The following is a 25337-nucleotide window of genomic DNA, read 5'->3' as shown; positions in this document are numbered from 1 at the left end:
CTGGCTGTATCCATCACATAACTAGCCGTTCTCGGCCGCAACCATCCTTTCAGCTGCTGATTCCGCGCTGTCGACACCGACAACCTCAATCTTGTGGCGGCCACCGAAGTCCTTAAGCTCAAGCAGCACGGCCTCCGAAGCATCCGCTCCTTTCCTCGTGCCACCTCCGGCATAGGAAGGCAGCCATAGCAACAACTCGTAGCTTTCCTTAGGGAACATTTTGTCGTGATCGCGGAGGTTCTGAAGGTCCAGAAGGCGGGATTTTGCTCGTTGGCGCTTATGGGTGATGTTTGTCGAGTCAAGAATTTCGAAACTGGCTGACATTCGCTCGCCTATGTACCCCACCTTTGTTGGCAGTGCGCCATCCACCACCTTCACTTCCCGATTGAATCGGCTCCGCCAGCTGGGAGCATGCGCAACGACCTGCTCCCTGATCTGGGCAACCCAAGCATCCAGGTCAAGCCTCTGTCGCTCGCCACCAGTTGCGACAGCAACGTGAGGAACGGATTGACCCATCAAGCTCGCGACCAACTGCGCCCCCAGAAAAGCGGCCTGCTTTGCGTCTACCGCCAAAGTATTTCGTACTTCTCCCATGAAGCAGCCGGCGAACGGACCTTCCCACTCCGCCAGTGATGCACCATCCGCCAAATGGTCTTGCATTGCCTTTATAGCGACCTCAATCAAACCGATCATACTGGGCGCAGAATCGCCATACATGCAGTGCAAGACCCTTTCGGCGGCGGTTGGCAGCACACAAAAATCACCCGCCCCCGTGGCGGCTACTGCGCAGACGAATCGCTCACCACTTCCTTGCATTGGCTCGATCATCAATGCTCCCCAGTTGAAGGACTGAGTCGGGACTGTGGGAAAACGTCGTGGGTCATCAAAAATGATCATCAAAAATCCTCCCCTGCTTGGCATCCTGCCCGGTCCTCACTCTCCCAAGCCGGACAAGTTGAGCCTGTCTGGACGTTAGGAACCGCTCGTAGTGGCCCACGTTTGACGCCGCGAATAGGCTGGCGCATTCCGCGATTACGTCATCGAGCTGGGCCACTTCGTAGCTCGCCATTACGGCTTCGGTTTTAGGCTGAAGTTTCCCGACGACAACGTCTGTAGCACCTTTCATCAAGAGCTCAAACAACCTGTTGAATTGATTCAATGCATCACTCGCCACTTGGTCAAGCATCGCCCGATCATGGTCAATCAGCCAGTACTTGCCGCGCCCATCAAAGATGATGTTCCCAGGATGCCTATCGCTGTTGGCTATCCACTCATCAAAGCACGCAGCATCCAGCACATGAGGCCATTTCTTCATTCTTAGCTGGGCCTGCGGCCCCTTCATTTGAACAGCCTGAGCCAGATCTGGGTAAGGCAGTGCGACGCTGCCGAAGTGAAAACCAGGAGCAAGGCCCAGAGATGCATCCGAGACCTTGACGACAATGGGCGTGGCAACGGGCAAGCCAAGCTTGATTCCAACCATCGAGGCGATCACCTCAGCCAAGACTCTATCGTCGTTCTGGCTCGGTTTTACAAATGCCTGCAGCATGCCTTCGGGGGTGCTGACGTTGCACCTGACGGGCCTGGATCCCCCCCGGCTAGCCACAGACAGCATAGACATCAACGTCCCTGTAAGCAGCGTCATTGACGCCTCTCCCTCAAGTTGGTGCCTGTCAGGCTAACAGCACAAGAGTCCTGCGTTCAATTTGGGTGGGGGTGGTTAATGCAGCGGGTGTAGCGCTTGGAGGCAATGAAACATGTCCACATAGGCGACCCAACGGTCGTTCGTGAAGATGCTCACAAGGCCGCAGGCGCAGCCCCCACCCTGGACCTTTGGACAGGCAGGGTCGTGGAGGTCGAAGGCCCGCCAGGGTTCTCCTATGGCTTGCCGTGCCACTTCCAAGCGCCCCTCGAAGTCCTCGGGCAGGCACTGGCGTTCGGCGGCATAGATCACGTAGGTGACCCCGTCCCAAGGCTCCACAGAGCTATCCGTATCTACAGTAGAGATTGGCTCTCGGTCGTCAGCCACGGTCGCCCTCCTGCTCGGCGTCTGCGGTCATAGCCACAAGCTGCACCGTGATCTTCTGGATGGGCACGGAGTCAGGGTCGACCCCTACCGACTGCACCGGCTTCCCGAAGCCGCGATCCAGTAGCGCCTCACAGGCCGCCCGGGCGAGGGAAAGGTTGTCCCCCCGCATGATCTCCACCAGGCGCTCAATAGCCTCTCGGCCGTGTCCCCGGGCCAGCTCCCGGACCTCGAAATCCACCTTGGGCCGCCCGCTGGGGTTGCCCGATTGCCCTGGAACGAATGGCATAGCTCTCACCTATTGTTTTCATCTGTTACCAATGCAAACCCCTGCTTGCGGAACGTCTTGTCTGCGGCGTCGAACCCAACCGCTTGAACGTGCCTTTGGAGGTAATTGCCCGCCATCTCGGTGAGGTCAAGCCCTCCGAAGTGAACCCGCCTTCCTGCATTGGCTTGAAGCAACACAGCAGCGATTCCTCGCACTGCCGCAGGGCTCAGCGCCTCACCAGATCCTGCAGCCTTCGACTTCTCCTGCATGCCCCTAACCCCCTCAGGTCGCCCGGGTGTACTTCTCGGGGTCGCCCTGGAACTTGCCCAGGATCTCGCCGGTGTTCAGTGCGTTGACCCAGCCGGCAGCGGAGCCACCAGCACGGGTAAGGCCAGCCCTTGAGCCTGCCGAGGCAACCGGCGATCTCGCCCCGCCCGCTCCGCCGCTCAGGAAGCCGCCCACGTTGTTTCCAAAGCCGCCTAGTGATCCGGGCGTGGGCTGCTGGGCAATGAGCTGCTTGCCCCAGCCGCTCGTAGGCGACCAGTTGGTGAACGACCCCGGGCGCATGAAGCCCTGATTGCCGAAGTTGTTGGCCGAGCCAGCGCCCTGCAGGTAGCCAGCCCAATCTCCACCGGGGGACTGAGCGCCAAGGCCGAGGTTGGCGATAGTGGGCGGCGTGGCCGAAGGAGCAGCGAATTCGCCTCGAGTGATTTGGGGGGCGCGCCAGTCCATCGGGATTGGAATCGACTCCGCCTGCACAAACCCGGGGTCTTTCCCGTACCTATCAACCATCTTGCTGATGCCCCTGCCCGCTATCGCCCCGATTAGCGGGCCGCCAAAGGCACCAATCACCGTCTGCGCCGCGCGACCAATAAGCCCCGGCATCACGTTCCGGTATTGCCCCGTCCGTGGGTCATAGTTGTTCGAGCCCGACAGGAATCGCTCCCCGACCCTGCCGGTCGTCCGGCCCAAAAAGTTGCGTTGTGCCACATGCCTCTCCTAGGACTATTGGTTTAGCCCATTCATTTACTGGTGAGATTTCGTCGCCCGGGGCGGGTGTATGCTGGCGTCGCCAACCCTTGGGACCGACTGCAATGGATGCTTGGAAGAACACCCAGTACCCCCTGCCCCAGTCGTGGGAGGAGAGGGCTACATCTGACGGCCGCAAAGATGCCCGTTACGGGTTCGCCTTCGTGTCGCTGGTTGTTGCTATTCCCGTCCTGCTCATCGCATTGGTAGTGCTTGTCTACGCGGGGTTTGCTGTCGCTTCATAGCCTCGAGCTGATCTGCCAGTTCGGTTACGTCGTCGTTGTCTTCTGACTCGGCGACATGCCGCAACATCTGAGTCTGAGCGACCAATTCACCGACGGGCTTCTCCCCGTTCTTCGCCACCCAGCGCACAAAGCCAGGGCTGGTCATTAGTCGGCCCAGGCCGTTGAATGCCGCGGCCAATGAAGCCGAACCAGCTACGATTCCGGCCCCCAAGAGCGGACTACCGGACATCGCTGCAGTTGCCGCGCTACTCGCCGTACCCGCCGACTGGGTGATGAGCGAGATGAGCCGACCCGTGCCAGACGGGTTGCGGAACACTGCGCTTCCCTGCCGGATTTTCTCTGTCATCCGCGCGATCTTGTCCATATCCTGGCGGAAGCCCATTCCGTGGCGGTCAAACAACACCCGCTTGGCCTCCGGGCTCATGTTTGCCCAGTTCGTCAAGAACGTCTCCATGCTGAAAACGTCGTTGTCGGCGTTCTGCTGGCTGCCCGTCGCCCGGCCCATTCGGCGGATAAACGACGCTGAAACCTCCCGCTGCGCCTCCTTGGGAAGCGACTGCATGACCGCGTGCAGCGTGGTGGCGCCTTCCTTCGTGTTGCCAAATGCCGCCTTGTAAACGGCTTCCGGACCGCCGCCCTTGTCCACCACGTGGGCAATGGAGTCGATGCGGTTGCTTCGGGCAGCGTAGTAGGCGTTTGCGCGCTTCCAAGCCTGCCGGGCTTCCGGGGTGGTCGCGGCCGCCTCCATATCGCGTGTCAGCGCACCGTAGAGCGCCTTCCACTTGTCCCGAGGCACGTTGTCCGCCAGGGAGTAGTTGTCTAGCTCCTTCCCCACGACCGTCCGCAGCTTGGTGAGGGCTTGATACGGGATCTGGTTGTCCGCCATCCCAGCGATTGCGGTCTTAACCTGTTCGTCAATCTGCTGAGGACTCGCGACCGGTTGTGAGGCACGCATCCCCAGTGTCTGGAGGCGCGTGTTCTCCGCCCTGGCCTGCTGTGCTTGGGCATTCAACTGCTGCCTAAGCTCATCTGCCTGCTGGCGCACCTCAGGCCGCTGCAGAGCCGCCTCCGCACCGCCGATATCCTTTCCCAAGGCAGCCTCAATGCCCTGGATCCTGGCGTTCTGGAAGAGCTTTGCAACATTGGGCGCACCTTCGATGGAGGCGTTAAGATCGGATAGCGCCTGCTTGGTGTTCTCTACGGGCACTCGCGCGCCAGGGGCGATCTGCTTCGAAACCCGGTCGTAAAGCTCCTCCGCCTTCTTTGCGGTCTTGGGTACGAACGCTACGGGAGACTTGCCCTCAACACCTTCCAAGATGGTGCGGCCCGCCTGCTCAGGGCTCATTGGTCGGCCACGCGGAGACAGCCCCACTGCGTACTGTTCGACCGCCTGTCCTGTTGCGGCGGACTGCTTAGCACCAAGCTGGGCAATGGGGCCCGCACCGCCCGGGACGTTCCCCAGCATCGTTTCGACGGCCTGGGGGAAACGACCACCAGTAGCCTGCCCCACGCTAGGAGTTGCGCCAACGGCTGCGAAGTCCCCCACGGTCTGCTGAATGTCTGCAGAGGTGACCGGCGCGCCAACCGCGTTCCTCCCCCTCAGTGCTCCTCGCGTCCCTTGGGCCACAGCAGCCGGCACGATGCCGCCGCGCATGCCCGGAACGAGTGCTGCGAGCGTGCCAGGCGCGAACCCGGCCGCAAGGCCAGCCGCCACTTGAGCGCTAGGTCCGCCGCCAGCCTCTTTAACCCCCGAGCTTGCCAGCGTCCCGGTGGTGGTCGCTGCCGTCTGGAGGATGGGGTTTGCAGCGAAGAACTGCCCGGTCCGCTGTACAAGACCACGCCCTGCGCTCGCCAAGCCACCCGCCCCCAACGTCAAGGCAGTGCCGGTCAGGCCCTCGCCGACGTCCCCCATAACGCGGTCGCCCGAAGTCTGCGCTTGGGGGAGGCCGAGGGTATTGGCAAATGCCTGCGCTTCCTCGCGATACGGCCGCGCCTCCTGCAACCCAACGGCCCTCGCGATGGGATTGGCGATGTAGTTGTTGAAGGCGTCGCCGCCAGCGGCCCCGATTAGACTTCCAGCGCCCTGTATCGCCGAACGCACGCCGAACGCCGCGTCGCGGCCAACGCCATACGTCCAGCCATCGGGAGCGACCTTCTGCGCCGTGGAGTCAACAGTAGCCGTTACACCGCTGAAGTCAGGCCGCTGCGCCTGCACGGCAGGAAGGTCAGTGATCGGCATCTCACTGTCAGCCGAGACAGCCTGAGCCGCGTAGTTGGCCCACGGGCCTTTGCTCGTGCCTTGGTCGGGCTGTCCTTGAGGTGACGCGGCAACTTCCGCTTCCTGCTGGTACTTTTCCCACGGACCTGCCATCAGATGCGCTCCCAGTTCTTCTTGTCAGCGGGGTTACCCCCCTTAAAGCGATAGCCACCCTCCACGGTGCCGGGCGCAGGGCTGTTCACACCTCGCACCGCATTCGCCCCTTGCGGTGCGGGAGCCGGCAGTGCGCTACCCGCAGCAGAACGCATGCCACGCTCAGTTACCTGACGGGCTCGGGCCTTCTGTGCGATGACCGCAGGCGAGTCGCCGGGAATCGGGAAGTACGTCCGCCGTTCCTGCTCCATTTCATCCTTACCGATCGCTGCGCCGGATTCCTTTCGGAGGTTCGCACGCACCCAGTTGTTCTGAGCCTGGCGGTATTGCTGCCCCTCGTCAGTGGCAAGCGGGTTAAGGACTTCGCCGCCAGCGGTGTAGTAGTCGCGACGATTCGTCGGGTCGTATCCCGCCCCCTCCAGGCGCTGCATCTCGTTGTTCGCCTCGACCATGCGATTGAAGAAGCCGGATGCGTTGCGCTCGCCCTCGCTGGTCTTACCGGCCGGGATGTAGGTCGTGGTTCCGTCGCCGTTGTCGATGACCTGTCCCGCACCACCTGCCGGCATGTCGCGGGGCTTGTTAACAATCTGGATCTGGCCGGTTGGCCCCATCTGGGCTACGGTTCCAGACGGCAGGCCAAGGGATGCAATCTCGTCGACCTTGAGCGTGCGGTAGCTCTCGCGCTCCTTGTCTGCCTTGGCAGGCTTCCATCCGATCTGGGGCGAGTCCTGCCCACCCTGAGCGAGTGCCAAGACCTTGGGAACATAGTGCCGAGTCTCTGCCGGTGCGTTGGCGAGGACCGCATCGACGTTTCCGCCATGGGTTTTCATGGCCCTATCCACGTTCCCCGGCCCCCAGTTGTAGGCGGCAAGCGCCAGTTGCGGGTCGCCGTACTGCTTCAACATGGCCTGCAGGTAATCCTTGCCCACGCGCTCCATTTCAGCGGGCGAGCGGTCCCGTGCCGGGGCGACACCGTAACCCGGATCAACCAGCGTGCCGGGCATGGTCTGCATCGTGCCCATAGCACCCTTAGGCGACACAGCAGCGGGGTTACCGCCCGACTCGATCTGCATTACGGCCTGTTCCAGCGTCGGAACCATGTCCTTCGACAAGAAACCGCTTGTCGGCATCTGCGGCTGCGTACCGAGTGGATCCTGAGATAGGAAACCTTCACTGATGACGTTGCCCTGCAGGTCTCTCAGTTCTTGGGTTGCCAGGTTGCGCAGCACGTTGAGATATCCGGGCTCTCCAGTGCGCGGATTCTTGTAGGCGATCTCCATCGGGTCCCATTTAGCCTGGGGCTGCGCCTTGTTGCGGAGGTCCAGCGCGCCATCCGGGTCGTACCGAGCCAGCTCCGCCCACTTCTCGCTATTGATCGAGCCGTCAGAATTCAGCACGCCCTGCTGGGCCTGCTCAATGGCGGCGTTGCGCTCCATGCCCTGCCGGGTTCGGGCAAGGATTTCCTTCTTGTATCGGGCGTTCTCCATCCCCTGAACGCTTTGATCGACCGCGAGCAACCCTGACTGGATGCCGTCGCTGAGAGAGGCGCCGAAGTTGCCACCATTCTTGGCGCTGAGCATCCCCAGCCCGGCTGCCAGCAGGCCGCGACGCGTAAGAGCGCCTTGATCCTGCTCGCTCATATCCTGCCAGCCGGGGGTCATACGGCCGAAAAAGTTTCGTGGGCTGAAATTCATGAATTGCCGTCCTATGCTCAAGTTGCGCATCGCTTACCGAGTACTCACCGAGGACTCACTGAGTACTCACGGAGCGGTGCGTGACATGCGCGAAGAAGGGAAGGCGGCGCCACCGAAGTGGTCGCCGCCGGGGCCCGCCCTTGGGTAGTTGGAGCCCCTATTACTTTCACCGTTTGGCGGGTGTAAATAGCTCCCAGCCCGGACAGCGGCAGCAGTAGCGGATATCTCGCTAAGCCTCGGCGACTGGCCTGCCTGCGCCAGGGCTCAACAGACCGTCGCCCGCGTTCCAGTCGCGGTTCCCCGCCTCGCCCAGCTCTTCCAAAAGCGCGTAGCTCGCACGCTCCAGCCAGTCCCACAGGACCCGCTCAATCGCGCGAACTCTGTTGCGGTACGCAGACTCCCTAACACCCTCGCTCGCTGCCCCGTCCCTGTAGCTACGCCCAAGACCCAGAAGCCGCGCAGCCGCCTCTCGGGCGTGGTGACGTTCGTGGCCAAGCGCGACCAAGTACAGCTCAACCTGCGGCCACCGCCAAAGCTGCTGGGCGGCATAGAGCATCAGCCAGTCCTCCAGCGGCCCATCCAAGCCGGCGTCAGCGAGCGCCATCAGGACCGGACGAACCGGACGAACCGCAGGGATCACCACAACACCAGGGGACGCCTTGTTGCTCCAAGCATGGACGCGCCTCGTCCTCGACGCGTGCATATCAGGATTTGACGCGTCGGCACGCATGTTTGTCGCGTTGTCGAACGCCTCCACTGTCCGCCTTTTGTCCGCATCGAAAGCGGACAGGGCGGCCGCACGCGCATGTCGTCCTCTGGGAAGGTACTTTCGAGCGTCGTGGACAACCGCGCCACGGCTGTGGATGGCCAAACCGGCAGGATCCACTGTTCCGTCCTCGGCCACGGGAACCTCCACCCAACTTGCATGCCAGACCATCGCCATGCACGCTCCGCAGCCGTAAGCAGCCGCCACCGCTCGGGACGCCCGGTCCACGTTGGTTGAACCTTCCTGCCAAGGCCCTCCCTTCCTTGGCCGAGACGGCAGTTTGCTCTCCGATGCTGCTAGCAGTGCTGTATCGATGCTAGTAGCAGTGCTAGTAGCATCCAAGCCGCCCGCAGTGGCTGGTTCTGTTCGCGGTGGTCTCAGGTCCAAGAGTGCGCCTCCCGGTAGCGATGCCCAGGGGAGCCCATCACACCCAGTGCGCAGGCTGCTCCGCTTGGTAGATATCTAGATAGGTGTGCACATAGCGACCAATAGGGGGTGTGGATAAGTGGCTGACTGCTCCGCATGGCGACCAACTTGGTCTGTATGCGGAGCAAGGATTCGCTCCACTGCTCCGCATAGCGACCAACTTGCTCCGCATAGCGACTACAGTTCGCGCCGTTGCTGCCAGAGGTTCGGTGCCACGTGGGTGGCTGGCTCTTGGTGCTTATGGGACTCATCAATGGGGTAGTAGGTGAGCGCATAAAGCCCACAGCGGTTCCGTCCACCCTTCCGGGTCTCGATGATCCACCCAGCCTCCAAAAGCTCGCGCTTTGCGTCCATGACAGTGCCTTGGCTCTTCCACCCACGGGTCCGCAAGAGGGACCAAGGAATGCTGATGTCCCCATTGCGGCCTGGCCGATACTGCCGTGCAAGCTCGAGCAAGAGCTTTGCAGCGTGTCCTGACAGGCATCCGAACTCGTCTGAGTCGGCAATGCGGTGTTCGATGGACAGGAAGGGCGGGCCCTTGCCGCGACCCTTGATCTGGGGTCGCTTCTTGTCTGACATTCTTGGCGCATGGTCACCTCCCATCGCCCTTACCTCGGCCAATAGGACGTTCCAGACGGCAGTTGTCTGCTCGTTTCATATACCCCCCAAGGGCGATAGGTAGAGAGCCGATCAGGGCTTCCGTTTGTTCTTGGATCGGTCAGTGTCCGGAAGGTGCGTCCAGGTTCGATGGGCTTGGATGTCCCTTACCGTTCTGAGGCTGATCCCCAGGCGCTTAGCCCAAACTCGGTCGGGGACGGCCCCTGCGCTGTCGCGAATTGCCAGGGCCTGCTCGGGAGTCAACTTGCAGTAGGTGGAACGGCATCCGTAGCGCATCAGGTTGCGCTGGGCTTGCCTCGCCCGGTTCTCAGCAGGGGTGACAAGGTCCAGATTGGACAGCGCGTTGTTGCCCGCATCGCTGTCGAGGTGATCTATCTGCATCCCGTCTGGAATGGGACCGTGAGCGGCTTCCCAGACAACTCTGTGCGCGTACCAAGTGACGCGCGCAGAGTTGGCAGTCCCATTGCGGATGACCCGAACGTAGGTATCCGATGTCTGGATTCCAACCTCCAACCCCTCTGCATTAAAGACCCGCCCCGAGGCGAGGCATGCCAAGAGACCGGAGGGACCGTGTGGCACAAGTGCAGGAGTTACTTGCGGCTTCATGACTCTTCCTCCGCCCCTTGAGCTTGCTCGGGGAGGTGCGACTTGAAGTTCAGCCAGGAGGCCCGGACGTTGAGCGGCACGTAGTACTCGGTCACCCAGTACGAGCCGTGGTCGTCCTCATGCGTGGCGTGGTACGCCTCGATAACGCCTCGAGCAACCAGCTGCTGCGCAGCGGGGCGGGATGGAGCTGCTTGCGTACCGTCAGCTGTCCACCCGCCTGCATCAAGGAGGCGCCGCTGCTCTGTCGTCAGACCACTGAAGTCATGGTCTGTCATGACGACCTCGCAGCTTCAGTAAGCAGTCGAGACGGCAGACTGTAGAGGCTGTCCAAATAGACGAAACGCCGGTTGCCGATATGGACGGTTTCGAGCAGACCGGCCTTTGCCAGTTCGTAAGCTTTCGACCGGCCAATACCGACCTTCGTGCATTCCGGGATAAAGGGCCGGAACTCCCTGTGTCCATATGTATCCATTGACTGCACCGTGGAGCCGCTGAGCGGCAGGTGAGTCGAAATCTAAGGATTGGACACGGCCGCAACCATGCCGTCTAAATTGGAAATCTGATATCTGACTCAGGCTGAAGCAAAAATCAAAAGTACGGATCTGACTCAGGGGTCAACCGGGGGTCACCGCTGAACCGGTGCGAGCTTTGAGATGGACGCCTCGTCCAGGTCACTGGCATCGAAGAAGAGCGAGGTTAGGGCCAATACGACTGCCCTATGCGGCGTTCCGAAGTCGCGCTGGAGATCCGTGGTCAGTCGCCTGATAAAGCGGAGCCGCTTAACATTGGGATCATTGGGTTTTTTTATTTCTGTTTTCAATTCCGGTAGCATCAGAGCGCCTTCGTGAATTGCATCGAAGACCAAACCCAGATCAGTCATGATGCCGTGGTAGATGGCAAAGCGCTTCTGAACAAGGTCTTCCTCTTTGTCGTCCTCGTCTGCGAAGTTAACTCCCATTTGTGCTTGGTAGTTCAGTGCACTTTCGAGGGCTGCGCCATCTAATGACGGCTGGAATGGCCAATCAAGCCCGTACCCCTCGCGGTAGAACGGGATCAGCAGCTCGCGCAGCGCCTCGCAGTGGACGACAATCTTCTTCGCCCACGCCTCCCGCTGCTTCTGGGTCATCTTTTCGAATGGCGCCAGTTCGGCGAGTCCCCTGCGGACGGCAGAGAGGATCCAATCCTCCAAGCTCTCTGCCCGGAACAGAGTCCGCCGAGGTTTTCCTTCGAGCGTACGCACACAGAAGGCATACTCTGCCGAGCCTGCGAGAGTGTCTCTTACCATTGTGCTGTTAGGGTCAAAGGCCCTGTTGCTGGACATAAACTGCTCCTAGAGCATTAATTTTCCTCTGGATCCGCGCCTACGCTCAGAGCCGGAGCAGAATCAGGCGAGGCGAGTCTGTGTGCTACAGCGTCCACCAAGATGCTAGCAATTTCTCTGGCCTTGGCCTCAGTGAGCGGCGTTCCCGACGATTTCGCCCTGTCCAGATGCAATTGCGCGCTGTATTCGATCAGCCAGGCTCGGGCCTCCGCTGCCTCCTGCATGCGTGAACGAGCCGCAGCCTTCCTGGCCTCCTCCTTTTCCTTCCTCGCTGCGGCCATCTGGCGCTCCTGAGCCTTAGCCGCACGTTTCAGCACGCCAGCCGGGAAGCCCAGCGGCAGCATCTCATCAGTACTGTCCGTCGCCGACGCATACCAATGGACCCCATGACGGAGGTGGTAGGAGGCTTGGTCGAAGAGCCAGGGACTGGAGCTCGGCTCCAAATCTCGCATGGCCGTCCAGCCCAATTCCTGTGCCCTCAGCACAAGCCCCACGGCATCCACGTCCTGGGTGGCTACAGCTCCGCTCTCGTCGTAATAGCAGAGGCGGAAGCGCTCGTCCTGATGAAGGGCAAGCCACTCAACGCCGCCCGGCTCTAGGGCAACAAGGGCCCGCACAGGGGCGCCCTTCGCCACAAGGCGGTCAATCGGATCGGCAGACGCGGCGAAGTCATTGATTCGCATGGCACTGCCCTCCCATGGTCGAGTAGGGGGTTGCTACGGGTGCGCTAAGGAGTGCCAGTAGCACACCAGTAGCAAACAGAAGGGTGCAGGCCCAGTAGAGGTTGGACTCCCCGTGGTTGGCCAGCCAGAGCTGCAGGCGTCGGGGGCGACGGGTTGCGTTCGGCTGCGTTTGCTTGCGTTCGCCCCAAGCGCTGAAGAGCAGGCTGCAGCCGGCGAGTCCCACGGTGCGGGGGGTATTCGAGGCCACGCGCGCCCGTTCACGCGCAGGTTCTATAATGCTGCGATCCATGATCGACTCCTAATAGTCGGTTTTGGTAGGCCGAGCTAGGGGTTCCAGCCCCTTTCTCGGCCGCTTTGTTTCTGTGCCTCTACTTTTTCGTTCCTCCCTTGTAGGTGAGCCTTTAGGCCCGGTTTTTCCGCAGCGGGACGACCTTGCGGCCGTTCTCACGGAGGGCGTCCAGGTAGTCAGACCATGCCTGCATCATCTTGCGTCGCTCGGGCAGATGGGTGGCGCGGTTGTACGCCCGCCCCAGTGGATCGCGTACGGCATGCGCCAACTGGTGTTCGATGTAGTCCGGACGGAACCCCAGCACCTCGTCCAGCACCGTCCGCGCCATTGCCCTGAAGCCGTGGCCGACGATGGTTGTTCCGTCAAAGCCGAGGTTCCGCAGGGCGGCATTGATCGTGTTCTCACTCATGGGCCGAGACGGACTCCGGACGCCCGGGAACACGTACTCACTGCGCCGGGTCAGCGGCTGCAGCTCCGCAAGCACCTGCACGGCCTGGTCGGACAGGGGGACGATATGGGGGGTCTTCGTCTTGCTGGTGACGTACCGCCACTCCCCGGCATCTAGGTCAATGTCAGCCCACTTGGCGGCACGAAGCTCGCCGGGGCGCACAAAGAGCAAAGGGGCAAGCCTAAGGGCCGCTTGGGTGACTGGAGAGCCTTGGTAGGAATGCAGGGCCCGCAGCAGTTCGCCGATCTGTTCGGGGTCTGTGAGGCTTGCGAAGTGCTTAGTCCTGGGCTGTTCGAGCGCCCCGGCCAAGTCCTCTGCAGGATTCCGTTCGGCACGGCCGGTTGCCAGGGCATAGCGGAAGACCCGGCCCGCATGGGACCGCGCTCGATGGGCGGTTTCGACCACACCCCGCTGCTCAAGCTTACGCAGGGCCGCCAAAAGGATAGGGGCGCTTACGTCGGTGATAGGCATGGCAGCGATTGCCGCAAGATCCTTTTCAATCAGGCGCCGCTCGCGCTTTACCGAGCCTGGGGACAGCCCCTCTTTGGCCCGCTTGGCTAGCAGCTCCAGGCCGATGGCCCCAAAGGTGCTGTTAACACGGTCAGCGTGAGCCGCTCGCTCGGCCCTGGCGACGTGAGCCGGGTTAGCTCCGCCTCGCAGCAACGCTCGCAGCTTGTCACGCTCGGCCCGAGCCTGCTGCAGCGACATCGACGGGTACTCATCGATGGTGACGATGCTCGCCTTGGAGGCGTACCTGTAGCGGTAGCGCCATGCCTTGGATCCGGACGGTCGCACCTCTATGCAAAGGCCATTGGAATCCGCAACCCGGTAGGGGCGGTCCTTGGCCTTCAGTGCACGCAGTTTGGTGTCGGTGAGCATGTGAGTCATCCGCCAGTGAGTCGGGGTAGGAAATTCCCGACCCTTGGCTCACAGCCTGACTCACTTTTTTGCCGGATGCAAGTGGACGCCGACGGACGCCGACGGACGGCAGATCGCTCAATTCCGTGCGTTTCCGCGCTTCGCTCGGACAACCCTGGACGTCGTCGGACTTCAATGTGGTGGGCCCACCAGGATTCGAACCTGGAACCAAAGGATTATGAGTCCTCTGCTCTAACCGTTGAGCTATAGGCCCTTGAGGCCGCACAGTGTAGTGGACGCCAACGGCTGCTTTCCACTGCGAACGTCACCGAAATCGTCTCAGCCGCCGCTTTCAGCCAAACCGCTGCCCCATTGCCTGCACCCTGCGGGCGTTCTCGGCCGCCAGCGCCCGCAGCGCCGTAGAGCGCAACAGCCGCGACCCGGCCACCCGCTGCCAGAAGTCCAGCGCCAGTGGCGCCGCCCATTGCAGGTGCGCAAGGTCGCCACTGCGCTCCGGCGCCACCTGCGCCAGCGGGCGTGCCGTACGCAGCACGCCGGTGCGGGAGGGGGCCAGCGACATCGGCAGCATGCCGTACACCGGTGCCAGTGGCAGCGGGCCGCGATCCACCAGAAGGAAGCCGAGGTTGCCCTGATGCGTGTCGCTATTGCCGATCAGCCGGCCGAAGGCGTGCAGGTGCGCCATGGTCGTGGCGGTGTCGCGATCCACCCAGCGCTGCGCCAGCAGCGCCTCTGCAGCCACGCCCCAGGTCGTGGTCGCCTCGCCGACGAAGGCCGAGGACAGCGCCAGCAGCGAGACGAAGCCGCGTCGCCCCAGTACGTCCGGCGTGCGGTCGAAGCGCTCTACTTCGAGGAAGGTGTGGCTGTCGGTCTGGATCAACTGCGATGCAGCAGCAGGCACGCCTGCATCGCGCAGGCACGTCAGTGCCAGGTGCTCGCATGCCAGCAGATCGGCCCAGCGCTCCGCGGCGTCTCCTGCGGCGGGCTGGGCGAACTTCACCAGTGCGGCGTAGTGGCATCGGCGCGCAGCCGGAACAGCGGCCACTCGCTGCCGGCCGCGGTGGGCTGGCGCACGGCATAGGCGGTAGCGCGGGTACGGCCCAGGCGTACGACGCGGTCGCGCGCCTCGGCGACCAAGCGTGCGAGCGTGGGCCGGGTGATACCCGGACGCGCGGCCAGGGCACCTGCTGGCACAGCTTCGCCGACGGGCAGGTGGGCGGCCGATCCGATGCGCAGCGAGGTGACAACTGGGCGGCCGATCCGGCGCGCGGCGAGGTGACGACTCGGGGCAGCCGATCCAGCGCGCAGCGAGGTAACGCCCACCGCCCCGCCGCCGCCCACAAAAAAGCCCCGCCAAAGCGGGGCTTTTTGAACGCCTTACCGGCCGCCTGGGATCAATCGATATCCAGGAAGCTGCGCAGCTGCTCGGACCGGCTCGGGTGACGCAGCTTGCGCAGCGCCTTCGCTTCGATCTGGCGGATGCGCTCGCGGGTGACGTCGAACTGCTTGCCGACTTCCTCGAGGGTGTGGTCGGTGTTCATGTCGATGCCGAAGCGCATGCGCAGCACCTTGGCTTCCCTCGGGGTGAGGCCAGCCAGCACGTCACGCACGGTTTCAGACAAGTTGATGTTGGTGGTGTTCTCGATCGGGGACTCCACGTTGGTGTCCTCGATGAAGTCGCCCAGATGGGAATCCTCGTCGTCGCCGATCGGGGTTTCCATCGAGATCGGCTCCTTGGCGATCTTCATCACCTTGCGGATCTTGTCTTCCGGCATGTCCATTTCCTTGGCCAGCTCCTCCGGCGTGGCCTCGCGGCCGTACTGCTGGAGCATCTGGCGGGAAATGCGGTTCAACTTGTTGATCGTTTCGATCATGTGCACCGGGATACGGATGGTGCGCGCCTGATCGGCGATCGAACGGGTGATGGCCTGGCGGATCCACCAGGTCGCATACGTGGAGAACTTGTAACCACGACGGTATTCGAACTTGTCCACGGCCTTCATCAGGCCGATGTTGCCTTCCTGGATGAGGTCGAGGAACTGCAGGCCGCGGTTGGTGTACTTCTTGGCGATGGAGATCACCAGGCGCAGGTTGGCCTCGACCATTTCCTTCTTGGCCTTGCGCGCACGCGCTTCGCCGTAGGCCATGGCGCGGCTGATTTCCTTCAGCTCGTCCAGTTCCAGCCAGGTGGTCTTTTCGATGTCGAGCGTGGCCTGCTGCTCGGCAATGATCTGGTCCTTGACGTCACGCAGGGCCGAGGACCACTTCTGCTTGCGCTTCAGTGCGTCTTCCACCCACTCCAGGTTGGTCTGGTTGCCTTCCCAGGAACGGATGAAGTCCTTGCGCGGCATGCGCGCGGTCACGGTCGCCAGGTTCAGCACGCGGCGCTCGTGGGACTTGATGTCGGCCATCACGTCGCGCAGCTGCTTGACCAGCACGTCGGTCAGCGGCAGCGGCAGCTTCAGGGTGACGAACACGGCAGCCATGTCGTCGCGCAGCTTGGCCAGCGGCTTGCGGTCGCCCTTGGCGGCAGCCTTCTTGAAGGCGGCGTAGGCATCGGCCAGCGCCTGCATGCGGCGGGCGACTTCTTCCGGGTCCGGACCGGTCGGGCCGGCTTCTTCCTCAACGTCGTCGCCGTCGTCGTCTTCATCGGCGTCTTCGTCGGCGTCGTCGCTGGTGTCTTCAGCCACGACCGGGGCCGGCACTTCTTCGACCAGGTCGTTGAAGCCGACGATCACTTCGGCCAGGCGCTTCTTGCCTTCCTTGTGCGCGTCGTAGTCGGCCAGCAGCGATTCGACCGACACCGGGAAGGTGCCGAGCGCGGCCTGGACCTGGCCCAGGCCTTCTTCGATGCGCTTGGCGATGGCGATTTCGCCTTCGCGGGTCAGCAGCTCGACGGTACCCATTTCGCGCATGTACATGCGCACCGGGTCGGTGGTGCGACCACCTTCGGTGTCCAGCGCGCTCAGCGCAGCGGCAGCTTCTTCGGCCGCGGTGTCATCGACTTCGCGGTTGCCGGTGTTGCCGTCGTTGAGCAGGAGGGTTTCTGCATCGGGCGCAACTTCATGGACATCAATGCCCATGCCGTTGATCATGCCGATGATGTCTTCGATCTGCTCCGGGTCGACGATGTCGTCGGGCAGGTGGTCATTGACTTCGGCGTAGGTCAGGTAGCCCTGTTCCAGGCCCTTGCTGATCAGAAGCTTGATGTCGTTTTGCTGGGCAGGACGTTCGTTGGCCATGTAGTGCTCGCGCCACCGGCAGGGAGAGGAATAGAACCTAGCATTATACCAGCCCGGCGCCCTGCCGGCCCGGGCGGTGGTCCCGGGGTCAGGGTCTGAGCAGGAAGGTCACTGGACCATCGTTGACCAGGCTGACAACCATATGGGCGCCGAACTGGCCGGTTTCCACCCCCGGAACGTGTTTTTGCCTGCAGATCTCCACCAATCGGTTGAATCCGCGTTCAGCCTCCACGGGCGGCGCGGCGGTGCTGAACCCCGGGCGCATCCCGCTGGAGGTGTCGGCTGCCAGGGTGAACTGGCTCACCAGCAGCAGCCCGCCGCCCGTATCGGCCAGCGACCTGTTCATTTTTCCGCCCTCATCGGCAAATACACGGTAGCCGAGCAGCCGATCGGCCATGCGTGCGATCCCGGCCTCGCTGTCGCCCGGCTCCATGCCCACCAGGGCCAGCAATCCCGGGCCGATCCGACCCACCACCGCGTCCTCCACGCTGACACTGGCCTGGGTGACGCGCTGGATCAGAACAAGCATGGGCGGGCTTCCTGGGACGGGGCGGCCTACCTTAACGCGCCCGGCCCCCGGCGAGGATGGCGGCCAGCGGCTAGACTTCACGGTGATGAAACCGCATACCACTGCCCGTCTGGCCTACCGCGCCGCCGCCCTGTTCACCCGCCTGCCCTGGTCCTGGCTACGCGGCATCGGGGCTGCGCTGGCCGGCCTATGGATCCGTCTCAACGCCCGTGAAAGCCGGGTCACCCGGCGCAACCTGGAACTGGCCTTCCCGGACATGGGGCCCGCCGAACGCACCGTGCTGCATCGCCAGGTGCTGCGCTCCACCGCGATGCAGGCGATCGAAACCCTGCGCCTGTGGACCCGCCCTCGCCAGGACAACCTGGCCTGCCTGGTCGAGCGCCATGGCGAGGCGCTGTACGACGCCGCGCTGGCCGCCGGCAAGGGCGTGATCGTGGCCGCCCCGCACCATGGCAACTGGGAGCTGCTCAACCAGTGGCTGGCCTCGCGCGGCCCGATCGCCATCGTCTACAAGGCCCCCGACGAGGCGGTCGGCGATGCATTCCTGCAACTGGTGCGTGGCGGCGACAACGTCCGCCAGGTCCGCGCCGAAGGCCCGGCGGTGCGCCAGTTGTTCAAGGTGCTCAAGGACGGCGGCGCCACCGGCATCCTGCCCGACCAGCAGCCCAAGGCCGGCGACGGCGTGTTCGCGCCGTTCTTCGGTGTCGAGGCGTTGACCATGACCCTGGTCAACCGGCTGGCCGAGCGCACCGGGGCGACCGTGCTGTACGGCTGGTGCGAACGGGTCGGGCCGGACATGCAGTTCGCCCTGCACATCCAGCCCGCCCCGCCGGCCGTGGCCGATCCCGACCCGCAGGTGGCGGCCACCGCGCTCAACGCCGGGCTGGAGCGGATCGCGCGGCGCGACCCCAGCCAGTACCAGTGGACCTACAAGCGCTACACGCTGCGCCCCCCGGAAAGTGGTGAAGTGGACCCGTACGCTACCGAGCAACATCCGCACTGAATGCGACGCTGTGTCGCGCCGTCGGCGCAATTGGAATCGGCGCCTTCCGTCCCCACTGTGAACCCACGATGTCCCCCACGGCCCCTGCCATGTCTGATGCTGCTTCTCTCCTGTTCGGCGATCCGGCCGCGATCCGCTGCGAGCGGGCAGTGGCCGAATTGCGTGCCGGCCGCCCGGTGGTGATCGATGACAGCCACGGCCAGCGCCTGGCCTTCATCGCGCTGGACAGCAGCACCCGCAGCAGCTTCAGCGCGTTTGCCCAGGCCGCCGATGCGCGCCACTTCCTGTTCCTCACCGCTACGCGCGCGCGGGTGCTGGGGGTGACGGCCGAGCACGGCGCGCGGGTGCCATTGGCCGGCGTCGATTTCGATGCCCTGCCCTCGCTGAGCTACCTGCGCGAGCCGGGGGCGATGCCCGCGGGCTGGAGCGCCGGGCAGGCGCTGGACGACGGTGCGGTGGAAGTGGCGCGGCTGGGCCTGCTGCTGCCGGCCATGGTCGGCGTGCTGCTGGACCCGGCCGATACCCGTTTCGACGGTTGCGCGCAAGTCTCGCTGTGCGACCTGCACCAGGGCGCCGAACAGGCCGCCCACGCCTATGAGCTGGTGGCGCGCTCGCCGGTGCCGCTGCGCGAGGTCGGCATGACCGAGTTCGCGGTGTTCCGCGGCGGCGTGGCCCAACGCGACCAGGTGGCGATCATCGTCGGCACCCCGGACCTGTCCGGCGTGGTGCCGGTGCGGGTGCATTCTTCGTGCCTCACCGGCGACCTGTTCGGCTCGCTCAAGTGCGACTGCGGCGACCAGCTGCGGCGTGGCCTGCGCAAGCTCAAGGACCTGGGCGGTGGCGTGCTGCTGTACCTGGACCAGGAAGGCCGCGGCACCGGCATCGCCGCCAAGATGCGTGCCTACGGCTACCAGCACGACGGCCTGGACACCATCGACGCCGATGCGCAGCTGGGCTTCGGCGCCGACGAGCGCCGCTACGGCAGCGCGGTGGCAATGCTGCAGGGCCTGGGCGTGCAGCGCGTCCAACTGCTCAGCAACAACCCGACCAAGGCGCAGCGCCTGCGCAATGCCGGCATCGAGGTGGTGGACTGTGTGCCGGTCACCGGCGACATCACCACCGAGAACGAGCAGTACCTGCGTACCAAGGCCGAACGTGCCGGGCACCTGCTCGATGTGGACGCACTGATCCAGGCCGCGCAATAGCGCGCGGCAACCTGCTACCGTCTGCGCGACGGGCGCAGCAGCACTGGAACGACGCCCGGCACGCATCCCCTTGCCGAGCGCCCTGCCTTGCCCGACGCCATCGACACCCCCGTCCTTCCCGCCCCGCCCCCGCTGCCGCCGCCGTTGCAGGCTGAACCCCGCTGGCAGCCGTTGCCGTTGCGCGCCGCCGGCATCGCGGCCATCGCCGGTGCCATCGGCGGCACCGCGCTGATCGGCGGCGCCTGCGCGGTTGGCTGGATCGTGCTCGACCTGCCGCTGCGCTGGTATGGCGCGGCCGGCATGCTGGTGCTCGGCGGTCTGATCGGGGCCGGCTTCGGCTTCCGACGCCAGCGCCGCACCTATTGGCGGCTGGACGAGGCGGGGCTGGGCATGCGCCGCGACCTGATGTGGCAGCTGGAAACGCACGTGCCGATCTCGCGCGTGCAGCACCTGGACCTGCGCCGCGGCCCGATCGAGCGTGGCGCGCGACTGGCCACGCTGGTGGTGCACACCGCCGGCAGCCGCTTCAGCGCGGTGACCCTGAGCGGGCTGGATGCCGCAGACGCCGAACACCTGCGCGATACGCTGGCCCACCAGCTCGACCGGGACGACGACGCCCTGTGAGCAGCGTGCCACCGATCGACGACGCCGCGGTCGATCCCGCCCAGGAGCAGCGGCTGCATCCGTGGTCGTGGCTGTTCGTGCTGCTGATGCAGATGCGCCAGTTCCTGCTGCCGCTGGTGGCGTTGCTGGTATTCGGCAATCGCGGTGACCGCGACGAGATGTGGTCCTATGCGGCGGCGGTGGTCGTCATCGCGGTACTGGTCGGCGTCTCGATCCTGCAGTTCCTCACCTACCGCTACCGGATCGGGCGCGACGGGATCAGCGTGCGCAGCGGGGTGGTGTCGCGCAACCGGCGCGAAATCCCGTTCGCACGCATCCACAACGTGGTGGTCCACCAGAACCCCCTGCACCGCCTGTTCGGCGTGGCCGAGCTGCGCCTGGAGTCGGCCGGCGGCGCGCGCCCGGAAGCGGAGATGCGCGTGCTCAAGCTGTCCCAGGCGTTGGCCCTGGAGCAGTTGGTCCGCCACCGCGGCCAGGCGCCGGCCGTGCCGACCGCCGCGACGGCGGAGGTTGCCGCCGCCACGCCGCCGCGTGGCGACGATGCGGTGCTGCTGCGACTGAGTCCCTGGGATGTGGTGCGGATCGGCCTGCTCTCCAACCGCGGTTGGGTGGTGGTGCTGGCCGCGCTGGGCGCCACGATGCAGTTGTTCCCGCGCGGCACGATGTCCGATGCGATCGAATACGGCAGCCGCCAGGCGTTCGGCTACGCCAGCCACCTGCATCCGGCGACGTGGGTCTGGGCGCTGCTGGCGCTGGTGGCGGTGCTGGGCTTCTGGGTGCTGCTGCGGGTGTTCTCGGTGGCCCTCGCGCTGCTGCGCTATTACGGGTTCCAGCTCAGCGAGCACGAGCGGCGCCTGACCGTGGTCAGTGGCCTGCTCACGCGCCTGCGCAGCAGCGTTGCACGGCGCCGCATCCAGGCCTGGACGCTGCGCGAAAGCCCGCTGCAGCGCTGGGCCCGGCGTCGCCACCTGCGCATCGACATCGCCGCGGGCGCCGCCGTGGAGAACGAGCGCCGCGACCTGCGCGAGCTGGCCCCACTGGCCACGCCGGATGCCTGTGATGCGCTGGTGCGGCATCTGTTGCCGCAACTGCAGTGGCCGCCGGCACGCTGGCAGCCGGTGCAGCAACGCGGCTGGTGGCGACTGTGCCTGCCGGCACTGCTGTGGCTGCCGGTGGTGGCGGCCGCAGCCGTATGGAACGGGCTGCCGATGGGGGCCCTGATCCTGCTGTGGCTGCCGTGGTCGGCCTTCCGCGCGCACCGCCAGATGGCCCGCATGGGCTATCACCTGGATGCGCAGTACGTGGCCGCCCGTGGCGGCTGGTGGCAGCGCTGGTGGCGCTTTGCCGAACTGGACAAGCTGCAGTCGCTGCGCCTGAGCCGCTCCCCCCTGGACCGCTGGCTGGGCACCGCCAGCGTCTGGCTGGACACCGCCGGGGCCGGCGGCAGCATTCCCCTGTGCCTGCGCTACCTGCCCGAAGCGGATGCCCGCGCGGTGTATGCGCAGCTGGGCCAGGCCCTGGCCAAGCGCCGCCTGCACTGGTAGTGCCACGCCATGCGTGGCAGCCGTCCAACCCACCGCCCTGTAGTGCCACGCCATGCGTGGCAGCCGTCCGACCCACCGCCCTGTAGTGCCACGCCATGCGTGGCAGCCGTCCGACCCACCGCCCTGTAGTGCCACGCCATGCGTGGCAACCGTCCGACCCACCGCCCTGTAGTGCCACGCCATGCGTGGCAACCGTCCGACCCACCGCCCTGTAGTGCCACGCCATCCGTGGCAGCCGTCCGACCTACCGCCCTGTAGTGCCACGCCATGCGTGGCAACGCCTCAACGCTTCGCCGGCCCCCAGTACCCCAGCTCCCTGCGGATCTGCAGCCCGCGCGTCCACGCGCCGAACGGCTTGCGCTTGAGCACGCCCAGCTCACCGGCCAGGAAGTCCTCGGTGGCGGCGATCACCCGCTCGCTGGAGCAGCCGTCCCGATAGGGGTGGATCGTCTCGGCATAGCGCCGGATCTCGGCCATCAGTGCCGGTTCCGGGGCGAGCGCACGGTCCAGCATCGCCGGCAATGCCGTTGCCTCATCGAAGTCGATCATGTGCGGCTGCGGCACCCGGTTGCGGAAGGTCACCACCGGTTTGTGCTGCACCAGGAACTCGGACACGATCGAAGAGGTGTCCGACACCAGCACGTCGGCGGCGCGCTGCGCGGCCATCACCTGCTCCGGTTCGATGAAGGCGGCATGCGCGCCGGCCAGCGCGCGATACCGCGCAAACAGCGCCTCGCTGCACTTGGGGTGCAGGGTCAGGAGCCAGTAGCGCTCGCCGCGCGCGATGTCGGCCGCGATCTGCTCGTACAGGTGCGGCGCCGCGCTGAGGCGCTCGGTGAAGGTGGACCCGAACAGGATCACCGGGCGGCCGGCAGCCGGCGCCCGCAGTGCGGCACTGGCACCGCCATCCTCGCGGAACAGCGGGTCCAGCTTCGGCCACCCGGTCTGCGCGACGGCGAAGTGTCCCTCGCGCTCGGCCAGCGCACGGAACGGATCGGTGGTGGCGGGGCCCTGCGTGCAGTACAGGTCGAACAGGCCGCGCACCCGGAAGTGACCGCGGGCGCTGTCGCGCTTCTGCACGTTGAAGCCATGGAACACCTGCACCTTGGCCCCGGCGATGAACGGCGGCACCCAGTTGGCGGCACTGAACACCGCCCGCGGGCGCAGCGCGAGCGCCTGCCGGAGGTCCACGTTGGGCACGCCCGGCAACTGCGATCCGGCGGCCCCATCGGCAAACCAGGCCGACACCGATTGACCGGACGCGTGCAACGCCTGGGCCAGTGGGGCGAGAATGGGCAGCGCATAACGCTCCGTCGCAAACAGCAGGTACTCGGCCATCATGTCCTCCACGACCGCTCCCACTGAACGGCCTCGCATCTCGGCCTGCATTATCGCGTTCAATGAAGCCGACCGCATCGGCGACTGCCTGGCGTCGCTGGCCTTCTGCGACGAGATCGTCGTGGTGGACTCCCAGTCCACCGATGCCACCGTGGCGATCGCGACAGCCGCCGGGGCCCGCGTGCTGCAACGCCCGTTCGATGGTTTCCGCAGCCAGAAGGCGTTCTGCGTGGAGCAGGCCGCGCATGACTGGGTGCTGTGCCTGGATGCCGACGAGCGCATCAGCGAGGAGCTGCGCGCGGCCATCCTGGCAGCCCAGGCAGATGGCTTTGCCGGGCACCACGGCTACCGCTTCGCGCGGTTGTCGGCGTACTTCGGCAAGTTCCTCCGCCACGGCAATGCCTACCCGGACCGCGTGCTGCGCCTGTTCGACCGCCGCCACGGCGGCTGGCGCGGCAAGCGCGAGATCCACGAGGCCGCCAGCGTGGATGGCAGCGTCGGGGTGCTGCGCGGCGACCTGATCCACTATCCGTACCGTTCGCTGGAGCAGCAGCTGATCAAGACCCAGCGCTACGCGCGGATGATGGCCGAACACGAGTTCGCACGCGGCAAGCGCGCCACCCTGGCCAAGCTGGTGCTGGCACCGGCGTGGCGGTTCTGGCGCGGGTTGCTGCTGCGTGGCGGCTTCCGCGACGGCTGGCACGGGCTGGTGTACGCCTATGTGCGCGCCAACTACGTGCGCCAGAAGACCATCATGCTGTGGATGCTGCAGCACGGCCAGCCGGTGACCGACCCGCCGCGCGATCAGCCCGGCGCCTGAGCCCGGGCCTGGGCAAGCGCCTGCCGGCGCTGGTGGCCCTGCATCACCGACAGGCCCGCCAGCAGCGCCACGATGGTGACGTAGAAGCTGGCGGTGATCTGGTGGGCGAACATCGACTGGGTGATGCCACACAGCACGTAGGCCACCACGATCATGATCCCGGCCGCGGCCGGCCCGCGGAAGGTGGTTTCACCGCTGCGCCGGTGCAGACCCACGAACACCCACAGCGGCACGCCATATACCGCGAGCAACAGCAGCACGCCGGGCACGCCCTGCGTGGCCGACCACTCGGCCAGGTCGTTGTGCGCGTGGCCAAGGTGGCAGCGCAGCTCACCGGGATCGTCGCGGCATACCGGCAGGCGTTGCATGGCGCTGTCGAAATGGCCGATGCCCACGCCGGTCAGCGGATGGTCCAGGAAGGTCTCATAGGCCACCTGCAGGCGCTCCACGCGCGCCCCGGCCGAGGAGTCGCTGTCGCCGCGCTCCATGCGCACCACGTCGTGCTTGAGTTCGGTCAGGCGCACCTGCTCGCGCAGGCTGGGGATGGTCAGCGCCAGCGCGATGGCGATCGCCAGCACCGTCAGCAGGACCCCGAACCGGGCAGGCCCGGTACGCCAGCGCAGGCTCATGGCCATCACCGCCAGCAGCGCCAGCAACGCCAGCCAGACACCGCGGCTGCCGCTGAGCACGATGGTCACGCAGCCGGCCACCATGCCCACGATCACCCAGCTCCAGCGCCGGTGGGGGCGGCAGAACACCAGCAGCACCATCAGCACCAGCACGATGTCGGCCAGCACGATCGCGTTGGTGCTCAGGTCGGCGCGCGGCGCGCCGCCGGCCACCTGCAGGATCGCCAGCAGCATGGTGCCCAGCAGGCCCACCAGCGAACCGGTCCACAGCCAGCGCAGCTCCGGCCGGAACGCGCACACCCACAGCGCCAGCCAGGGAATCACCGCGAACCGCGATCGGTTGTCGATGTCGCGCAGGCCCTGGTCGAACAGATACATCGACAGCAGCGCCAGGCCGATCGCGGCCAGCATCATCCAGGTGAGCATGGCCACCGGCCGGCCGGCGAGGTGGCGCGCACGCCACAGCAGTTCCGGCGCCAGCAACGTGCTGAGCAGCAGCACGATGCCGTAGGGCAGCAGGTTCTGCGGCACCGTGAGGATCAGCGCCGGCAGGCAGAACAAGCCTAGATTGGCCAGCTGGTGGGCGATCCGTCCCCGGCCCTGCAGCGGCGGCAGGGACATCTCGGGCAGCGGACGGGGGTTGGTGTGCTTCATTGCCACTCTCGACCACACACAGGCATGCATGCCCTTGCACTGCTCGGACGCAACCGGCGCCCGCGGGCATGAACGACGTGCCCTGC

The 25337-nt window shown here is 65.1% G+C and carries 23 protein-coding genes and 1 tRNA gene; 5 read left to right on the top strand and 19 right to left on the bottom strand.

The window, feature by feature from the left end:
• Positions 1–21 precede the first annotated feature (21 nt).
• The 17 genes from AC1DGC_RS17745 to dtd form a co-directional block, all read right to left on the bottom strand.
• Positions 22–897 carry a hypothetical protein gene (locus AC1DGC_RS17745; RefSeq protein WP_478048486.1) on the bottom strand — a complete coding sequence of 292 codons (876 nt, stop codon included), beginning with the start codon at positions 895–897 and terminating at the stop codon, positions 22–24.
• The gene (locus AC1DGC_RS17740; protein WP_478048531.1) at positions 884–1612 is read right to left on the bottom strand and encodes a HipA family kinase; all 729 of its coding nucleotides are present in this window, start codon (positions 1610–1612) and stop codon (positions 884–886) included. Before AC1DGC_RS17740 ends, AC1DGC_RS17745 begins: the two co-directional genes overlap by 14 nt.
• 406 nt (positions 1613–2018) lie before the next feature.
• On the bottom strand, positions 2019–2312 hold the full coding sequence (locus tag AC1DGC_RS17735; RefSeq protein WP_478048485.1) for a DUF5681 domain-containing protein: 294 nt from the start codon (positions 2310–2312) through the stop codon (positions 2019–2021).
• Between the two features lie 5 nt (positions 2313–2317).
• Positions 2318–2560, bottom strand: coding sequence for a hypothetical protein (locus AC1DGC_RS17730; RefSeq protein WP_478048484.1), 243 nt, complete (start codon positions 2558–2560; stop codon positions 2318–2320).
• Between the two features lie 13 nt (positions 2561–2573).
• The gene (locus tag AC1DGC_RS17725; protein WP_478048483.1) at positions 2574–3281 is read right to left on the bottom strand and encodes a hypothetical protein; all 708 of its coding nucleotides are present in this window, start codon (positions 3279–3281) and stop codon (positions 2574–2576) included.
• A gap of 234 nt (positions 3282–3515) precedes the next feature.
• Positions 3516–5936 carry a hypothetical protein gene (locus AC1DGC_RS17720; RefSeq protein WP_478048482.1) on the bottom strand — a complete coding sequence of 807 codons (2421 nt, stop codon included), beginning with the start codon at positions 5934–5936 and terminating at the stop codon, positions 3516–3518.
• Positions 5936–7630, bottom strand: a complete 1695-nt coding sequence (locus AC1DGC_RS17715; protein WP_478048481.1) for a lytic transglycosylase domain-containing protein — start codon at positions 7628–7630, stop codon at positions 5936–5938. Before AC1DGC_RS17715 ends, AC1DGC_RS17720 begins: the two co-directional genes overlap by 1 nt.
• 229 nt (positions 7631–7859) lie before the next feature.
• Positions 7860–8573, bottom strand: a complete 714-nt coding sequence (locus AC1DGC_RS17710) for a hypothetical protein (RefSeq protein ID WP_478048480.1) — start codon at positions 8571–8573, stop codon at positions 7860–7862.
• 939 nt (positions 8574–9512) lie between these two features.
• Positions 9513–10046, bottom strand: a complete 534-nt coding sequence (locus AC1DGC_RS17705) for an HNH endonuclease signature motif containing protein (RefSeq protein WP_478048479.1) — start codon at positions 10044–10046, stop codon at positions 9513–9515.
• Between the two features lie 625 nt (positions 10047–10671).
• Positions 10672–11367, bottom strand: coding sequence for a hypothetical protein (locus tag AC1DGC_RS17700; protein ID WP_478048478.1), 696 nt, complete (start codon positions 11365–11367; stop codon positions 10672–10674).
• Positions 11368–11384: 17 nt separating this feature from the next.
• Positions 11385–12050, bottom strand: a complete 666-nt coding sequence (locus tag AC1DGC_RS17695; protein ID WP_478048477.1) for a hypothetical protein — start codon at positions 12048–12050, stop codon at positions 11385–11387.
• A gap of 401 nt (positions 12051–12451) precedes the next feature.
• Entirely contained in the window at positions 12452–13666 is a 1215-nt protein-coding gene (locus tag AC1DGC_RS17690; RefSeq protein ID WP_478048476.1) for a tyrosine-type recombinase/integrase, read from the bottom strand.
• Positions 13667–13843: 177 nt separating this feature from the next.
• Positions 13844–13919, bottom strand: a tRNA-Ile gene (locus AC1DGC_RS17685).
• 78 nt (positions 13920–13997) lie between these two features.
• Complete coding sequence (locus AC1DGC_RS17680; RefSeq protein ID WP_478048475.1) at positions 13998–14663, bottom strand: HipA domain-containing protein; 666 nt, start codon at positions 14661–14663, stop codon at positions 13998–14000.
• Positions 14660–14857, bottom strand: coding sequence for a hypothetical protein (locus AC1DGC_RS17675; protein WP_478048474.1), 198 nt, complete (start codon positions 14855–14857; stop codon positions 14660–14662). Before AC1DGC_RS17675 ends, AC1DGC_RS17680 begins: the two co-directional genes overlap by 4 nt.
• Positions 14858–15057: 200 nt before the next feature.
• A complete protein-coding gene (rpoD, locus tag AC1DGC_RS17670; RefSeq protein ID WP_259209798.1) occupies positions 15058–16905 on the bottom strand; it encodes an RNA polymerase sigma factor RpoD in 1848 nt (615 codons plus the stop codon).
• A gap of 88 nt (positions 16906–16993) precedes the next feature.
• Entirely contained in the window at positions 16994–17434 is a 441-nt protein-coding gene (gene dtd, locus AC1DGC_RS17665) for a D-aminoacyl-tRNA deacylase (protein WP_259209799.1), read from the bottom strand.
• A gap of 85 nt (positions 17435–17519) precedes the next feature.
• Between dtd and AC1DGC_RS17660 the strand changes: the two genes are divergently transcribed.
• From AC1DGC_RS17660 to AC1DGC_RS17645, 4 genes are all read left to right on the top strand, one after another.
• A complete protein-coding gene (locus tag AC1DGC_RS17660; RefSeq protein ID WP_478048473.1) occupies positions 17520–18437 on the top strand; it encodes a lauroyl acyltransferase in 918 nt (305 codons plus the stop codon).
• 68 nt (positions 18438–18505) lie between these two features.
• Positions 18506–19642: a GTP cyclohydrolase II RibA gene (ribA, locus tag AC1DGC_RS17655; RefSeq protein WP_259209802.1), complete on the top strand. Its 1137-nt coding sequence runs from the start codon at positions 18506–18508 to the stop codon at positions 19640–19642.
• A gap of 144 nt (positions 19643–19786) precedes the next feature.
• Positions 19787–20266, top strand: a complete 480-nt coding sequence (locus tag AC1DGC_RS17650) for a PH domain-containing protein (RefSeq protein WP_478048472.1) — start codon at positions 19787–19789, stop codon at positions 20264–20266.
• Positions 20263–21810 carry a PH domain-containing protein gene (locus AC1DGC_RS17645; protein ID WP_478048471.1) on the top strand — a complete coding sequence of 516 codons (1548 nt, stop codon included), beginning with the start codon at positions 20263–20265 and terminating at the stop codon, positions 21808–21810. The genes AC1DGC_RS17650 and AC1DGC_RS17645 overlap by 4 nt, the downstream gene beginning before the upstream one ends.
• Positions 21811–22092: 282 nt before the next feature.
• Here the strand turns inward: AC1DGC_RS17645 and AC1DGC_RS17640 are convergent, their stop codons facing one another.
• Positions 22093–23151 (bottom strand): CDP-glycerol glycerophosphotransferase family protein, encoded by a 1059-nt coding sequence (locus AC1DGC_RS17640; protein WP_259209850.1) that lies wholly within the window; start codon positions 23149–23151, stop codon positions 22093–22095.
• Between AC1DGC_RS17640 and AC1DGC_RS17635 the strand changes: the two genes are divergently transcribed.
• Entirely contained in the window at positions 23150–23968 is an 819-nt protein-coding gene (locus tag AC1DGC_RS17635) for a glycosyltransferase family 2 protein (RefSeq protein WP_394164816.1), read from the top strand. The two genes, AC1DGC_RS17640 and AC1DGC_RS17635, sit on opposite strands and share 2 nt — an antisense overlap.
• On the opposite strand, the gene AC1DGC_RS17630 is transcribed toward AC1DGC_RS17635, so the two are convergent.
• The gene (locus tag AC1DGC_RS17630) at positions 23953–25251 is read right to left on the bottom strand and encodes an O-antigen ligase family protein (protein ID WP_394164815.1); all 1299 of its coding nucleotides are present in this window, start codon (positions 25249–25251) and stop codon (positions 23953–23955) included. The two genes, AC1DGC_RS17635 and AC1DGC_RS17630, sit on opposite strands and share 16 nt — an antisense overlap.
• Positions 25252–25337 lie beyond the last annotated feature (86 nt).

The sequence above is a fragment of the Stenotrophomonas sp. 05N37 genome (genome assembly GCF_056397365.1).
This window is presented reverse-complemented; position numbering and strand designations above follow the sequence as displayed.

Coding starts and splice junctions, on each gene's coding strand:
- AC1DGC_RS17700 (WP_478048478.1), bottom strand. CDS start 11,367: ATGTCCAGCAACAGGGCCTTTGACCCTAACAGCACAATGGTAAGAGAC.
- AC1DGC_RS17745 (WP_478048486.1), bottom strand. CDS start 897: ATGATCATTTTTGATGACCCACGACGTTTTCCCACAGTCCCGACTCAG.
- AC1DGC_RS17630 (WP_394164815.1), bottom strand. CDS start 25,251: ATGAAGCACACCAACCCCCGTCCGCTGCCCGAGATGTCCCTGCCGCCG.
- rpoD (WP_259209798.1), bottom strand. CDS start 16,905: ATGGCCAACGAACGTCCTGCCCAGCAAAACGACATCAAGCTTCTGATC.
- AC1DGC_RS17720 (WP_478048482.1), bottom strand. CDS start 5,936: ATGGCAGGTCCGTGGGAAAAGTACCAGCAGGAAGCGGAAGTTGCCGCG.
- AC1DGC_RS17640 (WP_259209850.1), bottom strand. CDS start 23,151: ATGATGGCCGAGTACCTGCTGTTTGCGACGGAGCGTTATGCGCTGCCC.
- AC1DGC_RS17735 (WP_478048485.1), bottom strand. CDS start 2,312: ATGCCATTCGTTCCAGGGCAATCGGGCAACCCCAGCGGGCGGCCCAAG.
- AC1DGC_RS17740 (WP_478048531.1), bottom strand. CDS start 1,612: ATGCTGTCTGTGGCTAGCCGGGGGGGATCCAGGCCCGTCAGGTGCAAC.
- AC1DGC_RS17635 (WP_394164816.1), top strand. CDS start 23,150: ATGTCCTCCACGACCGCTCCCACTGAACGGCCTCGCATCTCGGCCTGC.
- AC1DGC_RS17710 (WP_478048480.1), bottom strand. CDS start 8,573: ATGGCGATGGTCTGGCATGCAAGTTGGGTGGAGGTTCCCGTGGCCGAG.
- ribA (WP_259209802.1), top strand. CDS start 18,506: ATGTCCCCCACGGCCCCTGCCATGTCTGATGCTGCTTCTCTCCTGTTC.
- AC1DGC_RS17660 (WP_478048473.1), top strand. CDS start 17,520: ATGAAACCGCATACCACTGCCCGTCTGGCCTACCGCGCCGCCGCCCTG.
- AC1DGC_RS17730 (WP_478048484.1), bottom strand. CDS start 2,560: ATGCAGGAGAAGTCGAAGGCTGCAGGATCTGGTGAGGCGCTGAGCCCT.
- AC1DGC_RS17715 (WP_478048481.1), bottom strand. CDS start 7,630: ATGAATTTCAGCCCACGAAACTTTTTCGGCCGTATGACCCCCGGCTGG.
- AC1DGC_RS17705 (WP_478048479.1), bottom strand. CDS start 10,046: ATGAAGCCGCAAGTAACTCCTGCACTTGTGCCACACGGTCCCTCCGGT.
- AC1DGC_RS17690 (WP_478048476.1), bottom strand. CDS start 13,666: ATGCTCACCGACACCAAACTGCGTGCACTGAAGGCCAAGGACCGCCCC.
- AC1DGC_RS17695 (WP_478048477.1), bottom strand. CDS start 12,050: ATGCGAATCAATGACTTCGCCGCGTCTGCCGATCCGATTGACCGCCTT.
- dtd (WP_259209799.1), bottom strand. CDS start 17,434: ATGCTTGTTCTGATCCAGCGCGTCACCCAGGCCAGTGTCAGCGTGGAG.